Raw genomic sequence first — 16,699 nt, 5'->3', positions numbered from 1 at the left:
CGGTTAGGACAGGCTCTGCCCTAGCTGTCGGGAAGAATCGGATTCATGTTGGAAACCTCGGCTCGACTGCTGCGACTGCTGTCGTTGTTGCAGACCCCGCGCGAATGGAGCGGCGCGGATCTGGCCGCCCAGCTCGAGGTGGACGTGCGCACCGTGCGCCGCGATATCGAGAAGTTGCGCGCCCTCGGCTATCCCGTGGACGCCACACCCGGTTGCGCCGGATACCGCCTGGGCGCGGGCGCGAATGTGCCGCCGCTGTTGCTCGACGACGAGGAGGCTGTCGCGGTCGCCATGGGCCTGCGCACCGCCGCGGGCGGCACCATCGCGGGCATCGAGGAAAGCTCCCTGCGCGCGCTCACCAAACTCGAACAGGTGCTTCCGTCGCGGCTGCGTCACCGCCTCACCGCCCTCCAGGACGCGACCGTGTCGGTCCCCTCCGGCGGCCCCCGCGTCGACCCCGACACCCTCACCACCATCGCCGCCGCCATCCGCGACCAGCACCGTCTGCGCTTCGACTACCGCACCCACGCCGGCACCGAAACTTCCTACCGCACAACCGAACCCCACCGTCTGGTGCACCACGGTCGCCGCTGGTACCTGACCGGCTGGGATGTCGACCGCGAGGACTGGCGCACCTACCGCGTCGACCGACTCACCCCGCGCATCCCCACCGGCCCGCGTTTCACCCCGCGTGAGGCCCCCGACCCCGCCGACCAGGTTTCGCGCGGCGTCACCTCGGCGCCCTACCGCTACCACGCCCGGATCACCCTGCTGACCTCCGCCGATCGGGCCGCCGACCTCATCTCCCCGACGGTCGGCGTCCTCGAAGCCGTGGACGCGACCACCTGCGTCCTGCACGCGGGCGCGAACTCCCTCGACGCGATAGCCGTCTACGTCGCGGGCTTCGGCTTCGAATTCCGGGTCATCGAACCACCGGAACTGGTCGACCGCATGCGCGAACTGTCCGCGCTCCTTCGCCGCGCGGCCGGGGACGGCTGAACGGATCCCGCGCTCTGGTCGATTCAGCCCGCGAGGGCCGTGGTGGTGGCCGAACGGATTGCGGCGGTGACGGTTTCGGGCTGCTCGAGCATGATCAGGTGGCCGCAGTCGGGGAGGGTGATGGCGTGGGCCGGGCGGAGGGTTTCGTTGAGACGGGCGCCCGCGGCGGCGGAGAGGATGCGGTTCTTCTCGCCCCAGACGGTGGTGATGGGCGGGAAAGTGGGGGAGGGGTGGAAGGTGTCGAGGGTGGCCAGCGTGGGGAGATCGCGCGCGATGGCGGCGGGCGGGTACAGGCGGCGCGGCTCGGACCAGCGGTGACGCAGGGCCGTGAACGACGGGGAGGTCATGGCGCGGCCGCGCGGGCCGAGCTGTTCGCGGACCACGAGGTTGGCGGCGACGCCGGGCAGGCGGATGGCGCTCGCGACGGAGTCGAGCGGGATGCGGGACGCGGCGCGGGCGGTCCAACCGGTCGGTGTCGGCCGCAGGGTGGCCGCGGTGAGCGGGCTGCACAGCACCAGGGCGCGCACGTTCTGCGGGTTGGCGCGGGTGTAGAGCAGCGACAGCGCGCTGCCGAAGCAGTTGCCGACCAGCGTCACGTTGGTGAGATCGTGGGCGCTGATGAACTCCGAGACCAGGCGCACGTAGTTGGCGACGGTATAACCGCTGGTGGGGGAGTCGGAGTCGCCGTAGCCGAACAGGTCCAGCGCGTAGACGCTGTGCGTGGCGGCCAGGGCCCGGGTCTGGTTGGCCCAGATGTGGCGGTCGCCGCCGATATTGTGCAGGAACAGGATCGGATCGCCGGATCCGGCGTGGTCGTAGGCGACGGATACGCCGTGATAGTCGAATGCCGGCATCGGGCGCTCTCCTCATTGAGTGCGGTACTGCGCTGTACCCAAGCCATGGTAGCCGCTACCGCGCGTAACACAAGGTTTCGCGGAGAGCGCCCGAACGCTGGTCAGTGGGTGGATCCGGCGATCACCCCCGTGCGGTGGATCCAGGATTTCAGTTCGGCCATGCCGGTGTCGCGGTCCATAACGGGCCGGTATCCGAAATCGCGGGCGGCGGCCGAGGTGTCGTAGGTGCCGGTGCGGGTGAGCACCGCCACCGAGTAGCGCGACAGCGGCGGGGTCCAGTGCTCGGCCAGATACGGGACCCGCCTGAGGTTCTCGATCACCGACACCACCAGCGCCACCAGACGCGGGTCCAGCGCCCGGCCCGGCGGCGGATACCCGAGGTCGGCGGCGACCTCGGCCAGGAACCCCCACACCTCGGTGCGTTCGGCGTCGGCGATGAAATACGCTCTGCCACCGACGTTCTCGCCGCCCGCGGCCTTGACCATGGCGTCGACGATATTGTCCACGTGGCACAGCGAGGCGTGGACGCCGCGCCCGCCCGACAGATCCGGCAGGGTCCCCGCCGCCGCCCGCTCCAGGAGCCGCACGATGGGCCCGGACCGGTCGCCCGCGCCCCAGATGGCGCGCGGCCGCAGCGCGCAGGTGGTGAAGCCGGGCGCATCGGCCGCCAGCACCAGGCGTTCGGCGGCGGCCTTGGTCTCGCAGTAGTGGTTCAGATAGCGCGACGGATACGGAACCGACTCGTCTATATCGATCTGGTCGCCGCCGTCACGATCCATCAGCGCGCTCGGACTCGACACGAACACGAACCGGCGCGCGCCACCGGCGGCGGCCGCGGCCAGCAAACGCGCGGTGGCCGTGGTGTTCTCGGCCCAGAAGCGGGCGCGGGTGCCGCGTTCGTCGACCCGGGCCGCACTGTGGAACACCATGTCCACGCCCGCGACCGCCCGCTCCAGCGACGCCGGATCGCCGAGATCGCCGACCACCCGCTCCACCTGGTCCAGGACCGGGGTCAGGTCGCGCAGATCGCTGGTGGGCCGCACCAGAATCGACACCTCGTGCTCGCCGTCCCCGACCAGGCGGCGGGTCAGCGCACCGCCGAGGAACCCCGAGGCTCCGGTCACCAAGACCTTCATGACGCCCCCGGTCCGAGCTGCTTGTCCGCCCATACCGTCAGCCGTTCGCGGCCGATCTTGGCGTTGTGGCGGATGTCGACCGGGAACCGGGGATGGAACAGGAACTCCGTCACCGGCTTGGTGATCTCGAATTCGTCGCGCCGCCCGCGCAATTCGCGCTCGACGGCGTCGCGGTCGGCGCCGGGCTCGAGTTCGACGCACAGCACCGGCAGGTGCTCGCCGCGCGTGCCCACGCCGACCAGCGCGGTCCGGGCGACGCCCGCGACGGTGTTGAACACCTGCTCGACCTGGACGGTGAACATCGGACCGCGCGCCGTCTCCAGGCGTTGACTCTTGCGGCCGCAGAACCGGATTCGTCCCGCGTCGTCGAGCCACGCCAGATCGCCGGTGCGATGCCAGATCACCTCGTCGTCGGCGATCTTGCCGACCCGGTCCGCGGTCGGCGGCCAGAAGTAGTGGGTGCTGACATTCGGCCCGGACACCACCAGCTCCCCGATCCCGAGCGGGCCCGCGAGGCCGCCCCGCCCCTCGACATCCGGCCAGTCCGGCAGCGGATCATCGGTGATCGGGATGATGCGGGCCCGCACGTGCAGCGCCGGCGCGCCCACGCAGACGCCGTGCCCGGTGTGGGCCTGCGCCACGAGTTCGCCCAGCAGTTCCCGGGATTCGATGGTGGCCATGGGCAGCGCCTCGGTCGCGCCGTATCCCGAGTACACCCGGGCGTCGGTGGGCAGCACCTCGCGCAGTCCGGCGATGCAGCTGTCCGGCACCGGCGCGCCGCCGGAGTAGACGCTGCGAATGCTCGGCAGCGCGGCCCCGGTGCGGCGGATGTGGTCCAGCAGCGGGATCAGCACGGCGGGAGAGGCGAACATGGTCCGCACCTGGAACCGTTCGACCGCGTCCACCACGTGCGCGGGATCGGTTGCCCCGACCTTGGACGGGATCAACGGCGGTAGCACGCACCGGGATCCGAGCAACAGTTCCAGGATGCCCGCCACCGGCGCGGTGATCAGCGAGGTCTCCGGCGCGACGTGCTCGCGCGCGGCGTCCACCTGATCGATCATGGCCGCGAGATTGCCGTGGGTGAGCACCACCGCCTTCGCGGGCCCGGTGCTGCCGGTGGTGTAGGCGATCAGCAGCGGCTCGTCATCGGGCGCGGGCTCGCGCTCGGGCAGGGCGGAAGCCGGTGTGCGGCCCCAGCTCTCGAGGGTGGGTCCCTGCCACCAGGACCGGCCCACGGTGACCGCCACCCGCACCTTGCGGAAGTAGGCGCGGAACACGATGCGCAGCGCCTGCGCCTCGGTGACCCCCACGAACGCCTCGGCGTCGGCGGCGCGCAGGCAGCGCAGCATCTTGAACAACCCCATGCCGGGGTCGATCACCACCGGCACCGCGCCGATCTTGAACAGTCCGTACAGCACCGCGTACAGCTCCGGCCCCGGTCGCACCAGCACGATGGTGCGCACGCCTGCGCCCACCCCGGCCGTGAGGAACCGCTCGGCAATGGTGTCCGACCAGGCGTCGAGTTCGGCGTAGGTGAGTTGCCGGTAGTCGGGCAGGCCGGCCCGGGTCCGGCCCTCGGCGTGGATCACCGCCGCCCGGGAAGGATGCTCGGAAACGATATCGGTGAATCGATCGAGGGCGCGCCAATAAACAGTGGGCAAGGAATGCGACACACTTCCCCCAGGGAATTGTCGAGGAATGCGAGAAATATGTCGGTGAGGCTACACGGGGCTCACCGTGGCCGCCAGCCGTATTGATTCGAATTCCTTTGATGGACAACAATGTTAGTGTGTCTCGCGGTACCGACACCGGTTACTCCGCACCCCCTATCCCACCCCTACGCGGATTCGAAATACTGTGTACAACAGGCTGATCCGTGATCAACGCCCACCTCCCGTCCACCCCTCCGTACGGTAGCTTTCCACTCGGCATCGGGGCCTACGGAAATCACCCGAGAGAGCAGGGGGCCACATGCGTACACGCTTCGAATCCATTGGCGCGTATACACCCAGCACCATCCGTTCCACCGAAGACGTCATCAATGCCCTGTCGGTACCGCGGGCCTTGGATCTGGAACGAATTACCGGAATCAAGAATCGCCGCGTGCACAATAGCGACCCCGGCGATTACGAATCCTCCTTCGTGCTCGCGCAGCGGGCCATCGAGGATTGCCTGGAACGCTCCGGCTACACGGCCGAGGATCTGGACGTGATCATCTCGGTCTCGATCACCCGCTTCACCGCGCCCGGGCAATACTGCTTCGCCCCGTCGTTCGCCGCCCAGCTGGGCGCCGCCATCGGCGCGGGCAAGGCCCTGCACTTCGATCTGTCCAACGCCTGCGCCGGGATGATCACCGGCGTGCTGGTGCTGGACCGCATGATCAAGGCCGGCGTGGTGCGCCGCGGCCTGGTGGTCAGCGGCGAGCAGATCACCCCCATCGCCGAGACCGCCACCCGCGAGATCTCCAAGCCCTACGACCCGCAGTTCGCGGCGCTCACCGTCGGCGACGCCGCGGTGGCGGTGGTGGTCGACGACCGCGGTGACGATGACGACGAGATCCACTACATCGAACTCATGACCACCTCGGCCGGCGCGGAACACTGCATCGGCATGCCGAGTGACAAGACCACCGGCATCGCCATGTACACCGACAACCGGGCACTGGCCAGCGAATCACGATTCCTGCAGGGCATTTCCCGCATGGCCGACTTCCTCTTCGAGACCGGCCGAGCGTGGGAGAGCGAGAAATACGACTACTGGATCCACCACCAGTTCAGCGGCCCGGCCATCGAGTACATCAGCTCGCTCACCGAACGCCATTTCGACACCCCCATGCCGCAGGCGCTCAATATCTACGCCGAGTACGGCAATACCGCGTCCACCTCCCACTTCCTGGTGCTGCGCGAACATCTGGCGCAGGGGCGAATTCCGCGCGGCTCCAAGGTGCTGCTGATCCCCGAGGCGTCCGGGGTGGTCTCCGGTCACCTCGCCGCGACGATCTCCCGGCTGGAGGCCTGAATCCATGACCACCGCAATCGTTTCGGCGGCCGTGTGCACCGACGCCGACACCGGAAGCTATTTCGAACTCGCCGCCCGCGCGGGACGGCAGGCGCTGGCCGCCGCCGAGATCTCCGCCGACCGGGTCGGCCTGGTGATCAATGCCGGGGTGTTCCGCGACAGCAATATCGCCGAACCCGCCGTCGCCGCACTGATCCAGAAGCGCCTCGAGGTCGGTCTGGAGTACGAGACCGGCCGCCTGCCCGCCTTCTCCTTCGATCTGCTCAACGGCGCCACCGGGGTGCTGCACGCCCTCATGACCGCGCACTGCTTCACCGGGCTCGGTGATGTCGAGTACGCGCTCATCGTCGCCGGGGACACCCACCCCACCACCGAACGCGGCCGTGAGGACTTCCCGTACACCGCCAGCGGTGCGGCGATCCTGCTGCGCGCCGACGGTGGCGCGGGCGGTTTCGGCCGCCTCTACACGACGGGGAACAGCGGCCCGCTCACCCCGACCGCGTGGGCCGACCTCGAGGCCGCCGGAACCGCGGGCCGCGGCGCGCTGACCGTGCGCGCCGCCACCTCCGATCCGCTCGACCTCGCCGAAACCATACTGCGGGAATGCCTTTCCGGCGAGGGCCTCGAGCCCGGCGACTTCGCGACCGGCGCGGCGGTGCTGCTCGCCCCGGCCCCGGTCGCCGGATTTCGCGAGCGCGTGGCCTACCGGGTCGGGGTGCCGTCGGCGGCGGTGGCCGGAATCGATCCCTTCGCGGGCGACCCGTACTCGGCGGGCCCGGTGCACGCCTACCTGAGCGCGGCGGGCCAGGGCATGCTCGACGAGGCCCGGTCCGTGGTGTTCCTCGGCGTGGACGGCGACGCGGCCGCCGCCCTGGTCTACCGTCCGCGAGTGCTCGCCCCCACCTCCTAGGGGAAAGTGAAATACACTGTTTGGCAGTAGATTTCGAAACCCGCTGTGCCCCGGCTGATCCTGGGCGTCCACACGCCCTCGCTGCAATGATGCCGCTCGCGCACACCGAAGCTCGCCGTGCCATGTCCGACAGCCGGGCGCCCGCGATTCGGTGAAGGGACCTCAGATGGCACGGTCGGTCGCACGGGACCGAGGGGGATTACCGGTGGGGGCCGGTGGCGGAACGAGCGGCGCGCCCGCCATCCGCACGACCGCGGGCCGGGTCGACCCGGCGGCGACGCGAGCGCGGCCGGATGCGGCCGGCGCGCAGACGGATTCGGGCGAGCTACGGTCCACCACCGCGGTTCCGGCGATTGCCCGAGCCGGGCGGGTGAACGCCTCCGTGCCCCGGTCGAAGGCGGCCGAGACCGAGCGGCTGCGGGTGGCGCGGGTGGCGGCGGTGCTGGGCGATCATGCTTCCCTGGGCCGGGTGGCGGCGCTGCTCGGCCGCGGCGTGGGCGAGATCCGGGCGGTGACGGCGGCATTGGTGCGGGCCGGGCTGATCGTGGGGGAGTGTCGTCCGCATCCGGACATGGCGGCGCTGGTGCTGCGTGAGCTTCCGGAGGAGGAGCGGCGGGCGTTGCACGCGGCGGCGGCGGAACTGCTGTGCCGGGAGGGGTTTCCGGCGGCGGTGGTGGCGGCGCACCTGGTCGCGGCGGGGGACACGCGCGGGTCCTGGGCGGCGCAGGTGCTGCTGGAAGTCGCCGACCATGCCTTCGACGCCGACGAATGGGACAGTGCCGGAACCTATTTGGAGCTCGCCTATCGGGCCAGTCGCCGAGCCGACGAGCGGGCGGGGATCGCGACGAAGCTGGTCGCGGTCGAATGGCGGATCAATCCGTCCGGTCGCACCCGCAACTTCGGGCGGCTCAAGGCGGCGCTGCGCACCGGGCGGGTGCCGTGCCCGGAGCTCCCGATGACCGTGCTGCAGATGCTCTGGCACGGTCACATATTGCACGCCGACCACGCCCTGCTGCGGCTGCGGCGGGAGGCGGACGCCGCGCTCGGCGATCGGCTCGAATTCCTCGGCGCGTGGCTGCGCTACACCCACCCGGTCCAGGCCCAGCGGCACTCCTGGCTGCTCGCCGCACCGAGCTGCGGAGCGAAGTCGGGCTCCCAGGCACCCGCCATCGCACACCACGACGCGCACTCGGGTGGACACGCCGATCCCGCGAGCTCGCGGGCCACGAAAGGGTCTCCGGTTCCCCGGAGCACGCCCCGCCGCGCGGCGTCCGGTCCGCATGCGCCGCAGCGTGATTCGGCGCACCGGCAGGCCGCCGCCCTGCTCGACGGCCTGTGGAATCAGCGTCCGCCGGAGGAGACCGCCGCGGCGGCGCAACGCATGCTGGCCCAGCACCGCCTCGCGCCGGACACCGTCGAAGTGCTGGTGGCCGCCGTGGACTGCCTGCTGCACACCGACCGCCTCGACGCCGCCGATGCCTGGTGCGCGTCGCTGCTCGCGGAGGCGACCGCGCGGCGCGCCCCGACCTGGCAGGCGCTGTTCGCCACGGCCCGCGCGGAAACACTGCTGCGCAAAGGCAATCCGGCCGAGGCCGCCGGACACGCCGCCGCGGCGCTGAACCTGCTGCCCGCCGAACAGCTCGGGGTGTGGCTCGGCCGGGCGGTCGCGGTGCTGGTGCGCGCCCTCACCGCGCAGGGGCGTCACGTGGAGGCCGCCGCCCAACTGGAACGCCCGCTGCCGCGCGCGGTGTTCGAAACCCGTTTCGCGCTGGGCTATCTGCGCGCCCGCGGCGAGCACTGCCTGGCCATCGGGCTGCTCGACGAGGCCGAACGCCACTTCCGCCGCTGCGGCCGGCTCATGACCGAGTGGGGCCTGGACTTCGCGTGGCTCGCACCGTGGCGCAACGACCTGGCCGCAGTGAGCCTGGCGGCGGGGGAGTCGCGGCAGGCCCGCGCTCTCGCCACCCGGCACCTGGACGCGATCGGCGGGGCCGAACGGCATCACAGCGGCGGGGTGTCGCTGCGACTGCTGGCCGCCACCGGTGACCCGCTGCGACGGGTCACCCTGCTGCGGCGCGCGGCCGCCCTGGCCCGCTCCGGCGGCGACGAACTCGAATTGGCCACCGTGCTGGCCGATCTCGGGGCCGCCTACCGCGCGCTGGGGGAGGCCGATCGAGCGCGCCCGCCGTTGCGCGAGGCGGCGCGGCTCGCCGAAACCTCCGGCGCGGAACCGCTCCTGGCCCGACTGCAGGTCGACTCCGGACCAGGACCGCGAGACACGCTGGGCGGCAGCGGCTTCGAGACCCTGAGCCCGGCCGAGCGGCGCGTGGCCGAACTGGCCGCGAGCGGGAATCGCAATCGCGATATCGCCGAAACCCTCGACATCACCACCAGCACGGTCGAGCAGCACCTCACCCGGGTGTACCGCAAACTGTCCGTCGCCCGCCGCAGCGAACTGCGATTCGCCCTGGCCGCGCGGACCGCGGCGAGCGGAAGAACCGCCACCGGCTGACCCGCACCAAGGTCGGCTGCCATCAACTGGCTGACCGGGGTCGAGGACGAATTCGCCGGGAAGGCACGGCCCATGCCACTCGGTCTGGCGGGTGCGCTGACCTTGACAGTGGGCCTGATCATCTTCGTCGTGGGCGACCTGGCGCCCTGTGAACCCGCGGCTAGTGCAGCGAATCGGCCTTGCTGATCCAGCCGACGATCGCGCGCGTCACGGACGGCGGGGACAACCGCATCGCCAGACCAGTCAGTTTGGTTTGTAGTCCGACCAGCACGTGCGGGCCGCGCAGCCGTCCGCGGCCGGACGCGGTCCGCCACACCGCGTCCGCTACATCCTGCGGGGTCAGCCGCACCCCGAGGGTGGCCGCGGATTTCGAGCCGCGGCTCACCTCGGTCATCATGTCGGTCGCCACGAACAGCGGCAGCAGATCGCTGACCGTGATCCCGTACTGCCGCCACTCCAGGTCGAGGGCCTCGGTGAGACTGCGGACCGCGGCCTTGGTCGCTCCGTACACGGCCAGCCCGGGCTGTCCGTAGAGCGCCGACGCCGACGCCAGGTTGATCACCCGGCTGCCCGGCGTCCGGCGCAGATAGGGGAGCGCGGTGTGGCACCCGTTGAGGACGCCCTTCACATTGACGTCCACCACACGGTGCTGGCGGTCCACGTCGATATCGCCGAACGCCCCCGACACCAGGATGCCCGCGTTGTTGACCAGCAGATCGAGACGACCGGTCGCCCCGGCGAATTCCTTGAGCGCCCGATCCCAGCCCGCCGCATCGGTGACGTCGAACGCGCCGGTGATCGTGTGCCCGCCGATCTCCGCGGCGGTACGGGCCACGGTGTCGGCGTCGATGTCATAGAGACCGACCGTCCAGCCCTCCCGCGCGAAGCGGGCGGCGATGGCGCGGCCGATCCCGGCGGCCGCGCCGGTGACCAGGACCGCGGGGCGGGAAGCGCTGTCAGGCTGGGACATCGGAGCCTCTCGGATCGCGGGTTCGGGCCGCCGCTGATACTCGCGGTCAGGCCGCGCTGCGGCCGACGCGACCCGGATCGATCATCGCACGATGGAACTCGGCCGCGTCGCGGGCGGCGTCGCGGCCGTCGGCGAGCAGATCCGCGCCCAGGTGGATGAGGGTGTGCGGCGCGCTGGGCCGGATCTGCAGGCGCAGCGACACCCCGGCCGCCTCGGCCCGGCGCGCCACCGCGAGCGCGTCGGTCAGCAGCATCTCCCGGGACCCGACCTGCAGGAAAATCGGTGGCAGACCGGTGAAGTCGTGATTCACCACCGACCACGCCGGATCCAGCTCCCCGTCCACCGCGATACCGCGGCGCACCACCATGTCCGGTCCGAGCGCGGGTAGCACCGCGTCGTCGCGGCTGTTGGGGTGCGCGAGACGGGCGGTCGAGTCGAAATCGGCCCACGGCGAGGTGACCGACAGCGCCACCGGCAATGGCAGCTCCCGCTCACGCAGCGTGAGCGCCAGCCGCAATGCCAGTCCGCCGCCCGCGGAATCGCCGGCCACGATGATCTTCTCCGGCGGGAAGCCCTCGTCGAGCAGATGCCGGTACCCGGTGAGCGCGTCGGCGAGGCTCTCGTTGGGGTGCGCGTCGGGCAGCTGGCGGTAGTCGACGGTCAGCACCGGCAACTCGCTCAGCGCGGCCAGGCGCGCGGTGTGGCGGCGATAGCTGTGCAGGCCGCCCGCGATGAACGCGCCGCCGTGCAGGTAGAGGATGGCGGCGTCGCGGTCCACGCGCGGATCGGGAACCGGTGCGCTCCACAGCCATTCGGCCTCGAAGTGCTCGAAGCGCAGGGTTTCGCGGCGGGTGCCGCGCGGGGTGCCCATGACCCGGGCGGGCTGCTCGGACAGCCGGGTCACCCGGAAGATCAGGTTGGCCGGACGCGGTCCCAGGTCGGCGACCCAGGCTCCGGCGCGCAGGAACTGCTGGAGCGTGGTGCGCAGGACGGGGTGCACGAGCCGGGTCCCGATGCGGGCCGGGGGGATCGTCTCCACGATCACCGAGGACGCGGGGCGCACTGACGATGCCGGGCGCACCGGGGATGCGGGATCCTGGCCCGCGGGCACGGGGTGTGAGGGCTGCGGCGTGGTCGCCACGGGCACTCCTGTCCGCGCCACGGCAGGAGGCGCTGAAGAGACAACGATGTCGGTTCGGCTGAAGGCCGTTGACCATCTTGACCGCTCGGACGCGGATTGTCATGCCCGAGAACGAAATTCCCACGAAATCGGGGGTGCGCTCCGGCGCGTGCGGCACCCCCGTTGACTTATGCAGGTAAATGCCTGCATAATTTGAGCCGTGCAACCCGAACCCGACATGGACACGGTCTTCAAGGCCCTGGCCGACGCCACTCGGCGGCAGCTGCTCGACCGGCTGCGTGAACACAACGGTCAGACGCTGCGGGAACTGTGCGAACGGGTCGCGATGGCCCGGCAATCGGTGACCCAGCACCTCGACATTCTCGAGCGGGCGGGGCTGGTCACCGTGCTGCGCCGCGGCCGCGAACGGGTGCACTACATCAATCCGACCCCGATTCACGACATCGAACAGCGTTGGATCTCCGTGTTCGACCGACCCCGGCTGGACGTCCTGCGCGCCATCAAAGACCAGGCAGAGGAGTACGCCATGACCACCACCGTGCCGAACTACGTCTACGTCACCTACATCCGGGCCAGCGCCGAGCAGGTGTGGAAGGCCCTGACCGACGCCGACCTGACCGCCCAGTACTGGGGACACGCGAATGTGTCCGACTGGCAGGAGGGTTCGCGCTGGGAGCACCGCCGCGTCGACGGCTCGGACAAGCTCGACGTCGTCGGCAAGGTACTCGAGGCCGACCAGCCCAACCGCCTGGTGGTCACCTTCGAGGACTCCCCGCAGGAGGAGCGCTCGCCGTCGGTGGTGACCTTCTCGATCGAGCCGCACCAGGACATCGTGCGGCTCACCGTCACCCACGAGAACCTGCCGAACCAGGAAATGCTGCAAGGCATTTCGAGCGGTTGGCCCGCGGTCCTGGCCAACCTCAAATCGCTGCTGGAGACCGGTGCGGTGCTCCCGCAGGCGCCCTGGGAGATGGAGCCGGCGGCCTGCTCCTGATCCGGAACGCGAACGGCACCGGGCAAGCGTGTGCTCGCGCCGGTGCCGTTGGCGTGTTCGCGGCGCGCCGGGCGCCGCTGCCCGCTGATTAGCGCGGGGCCATGCGGATCGCGCCGTCGAGGCGGATGACCTCGCCGTTGAGCATCGGGTTCTCCACGATGTGGCGGACCAGGGCGGCGTACTCGGCCGGGTCGCCCAGGCGCGAGGGGTGCGGCACCTGCGCGCCGAGCGCGTCGATGGCCTGCTGCGGCAGGGTCGCGAACAGCGGGGTGTGGAACAGGCCCGGCGCGATGGTCATGACGCGGATCTTGTACGAGGCCAGGTCGCGGGCGACCGGCAGGGTCAGGCCGACGATGCCGCCCTTGGAGGCGGAGTAGGCGGCCTGGCCGATCTGGCCGTCGTACGCCGCGACCGAGGCGGTGTTGACGATGACGCCGCGCTCGCCGTCGGCCTCCTCGACCGCGGACATGCGCTCGGCGGCCAGGCGGATCACGTTGAACGTGCCGATCAGGTTAACGTTGATGATCTTGGAGAAGGCCTCCAGCGGGAACGCGCCCTGCTTGCCGACCGTCTTGACGGCATTGCCGATTCCCGCGCAGTTCACCGCGATTCGCAGGGTGCCGAGCGCCTGAGTGGCATCCAGCGCGGCGCTCACGTCCGCCTCGCTGGTGACGTCGCCGGGGGAGAACACCGCGCGCTCACCGAGTTCCTCGGCGAAAGCCTTGCCGTCGGACGAGGGAAGGTCGAGGATAACGACCTTCGCGCCGGCCGAGTGCAGTTCCCGCACGGTGGCCATGCCCAGTCCCGACGCGCCGCCGGTCACAACCGCGACGATATCTGCTGTCTTCACAAAACCTCCAAAATTCTTGGTCTTGTTAATGTAGATTCCGCTCGGATCGCAGGGAAGACCGCCCCGTCGGCGTGGCGTTCACGAGACCGTACGAACCCTGCTACTCGCGCGCACGCGCGGATTGAACGGTGTGTCGTCCGGCGCGTCGAGTCGTTGGAATCCTGTTCATGCGAGAGAATTTCCGATCGGGACCGTTCGGACGCGGAGCCGGTGGCGACGTGGTGCCGGCGGACGCACCCGGTACCACCGATCACCGACGACAACACACCGTCAGCCACGACCGACCGCCGAGAGGGTCAGACGATGCCGAGCGACGTGCCCCCAGCGGGAATGTTGAAGTCGTACAAAAAACAGTCGCGCTGGTACCCGGCCCTCGACCCGGCCACCCCCGAACCGCCCGCTCGCGACGCGGCCCCCGAGACGCCCGCCTTCGACGAGAGCGCCGGCCCGGCCCGCTTCCCGCACTACATTCACGACACCGAGCCCGAGGTCGAACTGCCGCCGGTCCCCGAATCGGTGCTGCGGCACAATCGCTTCGACGGCACCTGGTCGGACTGGATGACCGGGACCGGCGAGACCGACCCCTACACGCCGCCGCGCTACCGCGGGAACACCGTGATCGAATTCCCCACGGACAGTGGCGAACCCGCCATCCCGGCGATCGACACCACCGCGCAGTGGCGCGAGACCTTCGAGGTCCCCGAACCCGCACTCGCCCAACGCCTCCCGGATCGGCGGCTGCTCACGCTCGCCTTCCTGATCGTTGCCATTGTTTTGCTGGCCATCGTCGGTGGGGTTGCCCTGTATGTGCTGGATTCCCATGGCGGCTCGGCGCAATCCCTCGGCGAACCCGGCGCCGGGGCCGGTTCTCACCCGATCGCGGTCGCGGCGGCGTACAACGAGATGACGGCCCCCGCGATCATCGGCGACCATGGACCCACCGCGGGCGTTCCGGCCGGATAAGAAGAGAGCGGAGACAATGGATCAGGACTGGAGCCGCTGGCTCGACGATGTGCCCGAAGTGGGCGAATCGTCGGGTCGTGCCGCGCGTTCCAAGACTCCGGTGGTGCGCTTGCGCAAGCGCCGTGGCGATTCCGGCGAGTCCGGACCCGCCCCGCGCCCGATTCTGGTGGTGGGAGGCTGCGGTGGTGCCGGGACGACGACCACCGCGCTCGGCATCGCGGGGGAGCTGGGCGCCGCCGGTGACCGAACCGTGGCCGTGGACGGCACTTTCGCGGGCAGCGACCTAGCGCTGCGGGGCGCTGACGAGCATCTGAGCCCGATCAGCCTGCAGGCCTGGCTCTACGGCCGCGGCGACGACGAGCCCGCGCCGCTCAAGGAGTGCCTCTCGCGGGCGACATCCGGAATCGGGTTGCTGTGGCGCGATCCCGCGCCGCTGCGCCGCCGCGCCACCTACCTGACCGTCGCCCGCGCCCTCGGGGAGTCCGGGTACACCCCGGTTTACGACGGCGGCAATCCGATCGCCAGCCGGCACCTGCGCCCGCTGCTCGAAGACGCCGATATCGCACTGGTGCTGGCGATTCCGGCGCGCGTGGACGCCGCCAACCGGCTGCGCGTCACCCTGGAGTGGCTCGACGATCAGTTCGGCGGGCAGGGCGAGGGCCCCGGCGACGGAATTGTCGGCGACACCACGATCGTCGTCTCACATCAGTTGCCGGGCAGCGATTCTCGAATCGCTGAACATTTGCGCGAGCATCTGGACGGTTGGGTGAACGAGGTCGTCGAGATACCCTATGACGCACACCTCGCGCGGGGGGAGCTGGTGCGGCACAGCGAGCTGGCCGCCGAGACACGCCGCGCGTATCGCCGCCTGCTTGCTGGAGTGGCATCATGACCGCAGCCATGAAGGAACGCCGATCCGCCGACCGGAACATCGATTCAGGGGCCGCTTTCGCGGCCGGTGTGGTGCCACCGCCGGAAGCCCGCCGCGCACCCCTGTGGGACCGACCCGTACCCGGTGGCGGCCGGGCGCCGCTGGTGTGGCTGCTCGGCGTGCACGGCGGCGCGGGCGCGACCACGCTCGCGCATGTGCTTGCGCCGGCGGCGGATTCGTACCGGCGCTGGCCCGGCGTCTTCGAACGGGAGTCCCCGTTCGTGGTGCTGGTGGCCCGCGAGACCATCGCCGGGCTCACCCGCGCCCACGACCTGCTGCGCCAGCATCACGCCGGACTGGCCGGTCCGTGTGAGGTGCTGGGGCTGATCACCGTGGCCGCGCGCCCGGGCCGGATGCCCGCCGAGATCCGCCGCTACCGCGACGTGGTCGGTTCGCTGGCCGGTCAGGTGTGGCAGCTGCCCTGGCACGAGGAGTGGACGCTGGTCGAAGCCGACCAGTTGCCCGTCTGGTCGCCCGGCGACCCGCCGCCGGTGCAGCGCAAGCGCAAACCCGATCCGTTGGAAGAGGTTACGCAGGCTGTGCGGGACCTGGGCGCGGGCATCGTGGCCGCCGCCCAGGACGCGCTCGACTCCCCCCGTGACGTGTTCACGGACCGGGGGGAGTGATCATGAACACCCTTGGATTGCATTGTGCTGGAAAGATTTCCGAAGTAGGCGCCGCCTCCGGTTGGACGGCGGGGCCGGTGATCGGCGAGATTGTTACTAGCAGTTCGCTTTTGGAGAAGGACAGACAATGAGCATGCTCCTCGCCGTACATGACGCGTACGGTCAGATCCTCGCCCAGGTCGGTAACCCGACCCCCGAGGCGCCGCCCGCGTCGGACAAGTTGCTGAAACTGGTTCGGTACTTCACCTGGTTCGTACTTTTGTCGGGAATCCTGGGCATCACCTACGCCGGTGGCCGGTTCGCCTGGGAGAAGTGGACGGGAGGCGGTTTGGAGTCCCCGAAGATGGTGGCCGGCGCGATGATCGGAGGCATCGTCGCGACCAGCGCGGGCACGATCATGAACGCAGTGATCACCTAATGCCCGCCGCGCTGGTGCCGCAGGCCCTGCATGCCGCGCTCTCCACCCGCGCGGACGCGGTGGCCGTGCTGGCCTACAAACAGATGCCGGCCGATGTGCTCCGGCCGATGATGCAGCTCATCGACTGGCTGCTGTGGTGCGTCCTGCTGTTCTGCCTGGCCTGGATGATCCTGGCCGCGGGCCGGCTGTGGTACGCGTTCCGCGGCGACCTGGCGGCCAACGAGGCGACGCACGGGGTGGTGATGAGCCTGCTGGGCGCGATCATGGCGACCTCGGCCAGCGGCATCGCGCTGGCCCTGCTGCCGACCTGAGGGGCCGGTCGGCTGAATTGACCACCCGCACACATGCTCTTGTCAACGACACCGTGGAGGCAC

Annotated in this window: 17 protein-coding genes; 11 read left to right on the top strand and 6 right to left on the bottom strand. The window is 70.4% G+C overall.

The features are described 5' to 3' along the window. Positions 1-45 precede the first annotated feature (45 nt). On the top strand, positions 46-999 hold the full coding sequence (locus ACFYTS_RS32065; protein ID WP_387309173.1) for a helix-turn-helix transcriptional regulator: 954 nt from the start codon (positions 46-48) through the stop codon (positions 997-999). Positions 1,000-1,022: 23 nt separating this feature from the next. Here the strand turns inward: ACFYTS_RS32065 and ACFYTS_RS32060 are convergent, their stop codons facing one another. From ACFYTS_RS32060 to ACFYTS_RS32050, 3 genes are all read right to left on the bottom strand, one after another. Next, the gene (locus ACFYTS_RS32060; RefSeq protein WP_387309172.1) at positions 1,023-1,853 is read right to left on the bottom strand and encodes an alpha/beta fold hydrolase; all 831 of its coding nucleotides are present in this window, start codon (positions 1,851-1,853) and stop codon (positions 1,023-1,025) included. A gap of 101 nt (positions 1,854-1,954) precedes the next feature. After that, positions 1,955-2,989 (bottom strand): NAD-dependent epimerase/dehydratase family protein, encoded by a 1,035-nt coding sequence (locus tag ACFYTS_RS32055; RefSeq protein WP_387309171.1) that lies wholly within the window; start codon positions 2,987-2,989, stop codon positions 1,955-1,957. Next, positions 2,986-4,653, bottom strand: coding sequence for a fatty acid CoA ligase family protein (locus ACFYTS_RS32050; protein WP_387309170.1), 1,668 nt, complete (start codon positions 4,651-4,653; stop codon positions 2,986-2,988). The genes ACFYTS_RS32055 and ACFYTS_RS32050 overlap by 4 nt, the downstream gene beginning before the upstream one ends. A gap of 310 nt (positions 4,654-4,963) precedes the next feature. Here ACFYTS_RS32050 and ACFYTS_RS32045 point away from each other — a divergent pair, with 310 nt between their 5' ends. The 3 genes from ACFYTS_RS32045 (at position 4,964) to ACFYTS_RS32035 (ending at position 9,432) form a co-directional block, all read left to right on the top strand. Then, positions 4,964-6,010, top strand: a complete 1,047-nt coding sequence (locus tag ACFYTS_RS32045; protein WP_387309169.1) for a 3-oxoacyl-ACP synthase III family protein — start codon at positions 4,964-4,966, stop codon at positions 6,008-6,010. 4 nt (positions 6,011-6,014) lie between these two features. Next, complete coding sequence (locus ACFYTS_RS32040) at positions 6,015-6,920, top strand: hypothetical protein (protein ID WP_387309168.1); 906 nt, start codon at positions 6,015-6,017, stop codon at positions 6,918-6,920. A gap of 205 nt (positions 6,921-7,125) precedes the next feature. After that, positions 7,126-9,432, top strand: coding sequence for a LuxR C-terminal-related transcriptional regulator (locus ACFYTS_RS32035; protein ID WP_387309167.1), 2,307 nt, complete (start codon positions 7,126-7,128; stop codon positions 9,430-9,432). Between the two features lie 160 nt (positions 9,433-9,592). On the opposite strand, the gene ACFYTS_RS32030 is transcribed toward ACFYTS_RS32035, so the two are convergent. Continuing rightward, on the bottom strand, positions 9,593-10,402 hold the full coding sequence (locus tag ACFYTS_RS32030) for an SDR family oxidoreductase (RefSeq protein WP_387309166.1): 810 nt from the start codon (positions 10,400-10,402) through the stop codon (positions 9,593-9,595). A gap of 46 nt (positions 10,403-10,448) precedes the next feature. Next, a complete protein-coding gene (locus ACFYTS_RS32025; protein WP_357288148.1) occupies positions 10,449-11,543 on the bottom strand; it encodes an alpha/beta hydrolase in 1,095 nt (364 codons plus the stop codon). A 217-nt stretch (positions 11,544-11,760) separates the two neighbouring features. Between ACFYTS_RS32025 and ACFYTS_RS32020 the strand changes: the two genes are divergently transcribed. Further along, positions 11,761-12,537, top strand: coding sequence for a metalloregulator ArsR/SmtB family transcription factor (locus tag ACFYTS_RS32020; RefSeq protein WP_357288259.1), 777 nt, complete (start codon positions 11,761-11,763; stop codon positions 12,535-12,537). An 88-nt stretch (positions 12,538-12,625) separates the two neighbouring features. Here the strand turns inward: ACFYTS_RS32020 and ACFYTS_RS32015 are convergent, their stop codons facing one another. Then, a complete protein-coding gene (locus tag ACFYTS_RS32015) occupies positions 12,626-13,387 on the bottom strand; it encodes a 3-hydroxyacyl-CoA dehydrogenase (RefSeq protein WP_387309165.1) in 762 nt (253 codons plus the stop codon). Between the two features lie 333 nt (positions 13,388-13,720). Between ACFYTS_RS32015 and ACFYTS_RS32010 the strand changes: the two genes are divergently transcribed. From ACFYTS_RS32010 to ACFYTS_RS31985, 6 genes are read left to right on the top strand one after another with little or no spacing between them, the layout of a single operon-like run. Continuing rightward, positions 13,721-14,350, top strand: a complete 630-nt coding sequence (locus ACFYTS_RS32010; protein WP_387309164.1) for a hypothetical protein — start codon at positions 13,721-13,723, stop codon at positions 14,348-14,350. 16 nt (positions 14,351-14,366) lie between these two features. After that, positions 14,367-15,242, top strand: coding sequence for a hypothetical protein (locus ACFYTS_RS32005; RefSeq protein WP_357288143.1), 876 nt, complete (start codon positions 14,367-14,369; stop codon positions 15,240-15,242). Continuing rightward, positions 15,239-15,907, top strand: a complete 669-nt coding sequence (locus tag ACFYTS_RS32000; RefSeq protein WP_387309163.1) for a hypothetical protein — start codon at positions 15,239-15,241, stop codon at positions 15,905-15,907. Before ACFYTS_RS32005 ends, ACFYTS_RS32000 begins: the two co-directional genes overlap by 4 nt. A gap of 2 nt (positions 15,908-15,909) precedes the next feature. Further along, complete coding sequence (locus tag ACFYTS_RS31995) at positions 15,910-16,038, top strand: hypothetical protein (RefSeq protein ID WP_387309162.1); 129 nt, start codon at positions 15,910-15,912, stop codon at positions 16,036-16,038. Next, complete coding sequence (locus ACFYTS_RS31990) at positions 16,035-16,325, top strand: hypothetical protein (RefSeq protein ID WP_213556317.1); 291 nt, start codon at positions 16,035-16,037, stop codon at positions 16,323-16,325. The genes ACFYTS_RS31995 and ACFYTS_RS31990 overlap by 4 nt, the downstream gene beginning before the upstream one ends. After that, positions 16,325-16,636, top strand: coding sequence for a hypothetical protein (locus tag ACFYTS_RS31985; RefSeq protein ID WP_357083512.1), 312 nt, complete (start codon positions 16,325-16,327; stop codon positions 16,634-16,636). The genes ACFYTS_RS31990 and ACFYTS_RS31985 overlap by 1 nt, the downstream gene beginning before the upstream one ends. The last annotated feature ends 63 nt before the right edge of the window (positions 16,637-16,699 follow it).

This window comes from Nocardia sp. NPDC004151 (genome assembly GCF_042874235.1).
Classification (GTDB): Bacteria; Actinomycetota; Actinomycetes; order Mycobacteriales; family Mycobacteriaceae; genus Nocardia.
The sequence above is the reverse complement of the archived record's forward strand: the minus strand, read 5'-3'. Positions and strand labels throughout refer to the sequence as shown.

Bases quoted from the DNA above. Each gene is read 5' to 3' on its own strand.
- ACFYTS_RS32065 (WP_387309173.1), top strand. From the start codon at position 46: ATGTTGGAAACCTCGGCTCGACTGCTGCGACTGCTGTCGTTGTTGCAG.
- ACFYTS_RS32060 (WP_387309172.1), bottom strand. From the start codon at position 1,853: ATGCCGGCATTCGACTATCACGGCGTATCCGTCGCCTACGACCACGCC.
- ACFYTS_RS32055 (WP_387309171.1), bottom strand. From the start codon at position 2,989: ATGAAGGTCTTGGTGACCGGAGCCTCGGGGTTCCTCGGCGGTGCGCTG.
- ACFYTS_RS32045 (WP_387309169.1), top strand. From the start codon at position 4,964: ATGCGTACACGCTTCGAATCCATTGGCGCGTATACACCCAGCACCATC.
- ACFYTS_RS32040 (WP_387309168.1), top strand. From the start codon at position 6,015: ATGACCACCGCAATCGTTTCGGCGGCCGTGTGCACCGACGCCGACACC.
- ACFYTS_RS32030 (WP_387309166.1), bottom strand. From the start codon at position 10,402: ATGTCCCAGCCTGACAGCGCTTCCCGCCCCGCGGTCCTGGTCACCGGC.
- ACFYTS_RS32020 (WP_357288259.1), top strand. From the start codon at position 11,761: ATGGACACGGTCTTCAAGGCCCTGGCCGACGCCACTCGGCGGCAGCTG.
- ACFYTS_RS32005 (WP_357288143.1), top strand. From the start codon at position 14,367: ATGGATCAGGACTGGAGCCGCTGGCTCGACGATGTGCCCGAAGTGGGC.
- ACFYTS_RS32000 (WP_387309163.1), top strand. From the start codon at position 15,239: ATGACCGCAGCCATGAAGGAACGCCGATCCGCCGACCGGAACATCGAT.
- ACFYTS_RS31995 (WP_387309162.1), top strand. From the start codon at position 15,910: ATGAACACCCTTGGATTGCATTGTGCTGGAAAGATTTCCGAAGTAGGC.
- ACFYTS_RS31990 (WP_213556317.1), top strand. From the start codon at position 16,035: ATGAGCATGCTCCTCGCCGTACATGACGCGTACGGTCAGATCCTCGCC.
- ACFYTS_RS31985 (WP_357083512.1), top strand. From the start codon at position 16,325: ATGCCCGCCGCGCTGGTGCCGCAGGCCCTGCATGCCGCGCTCTCCACC.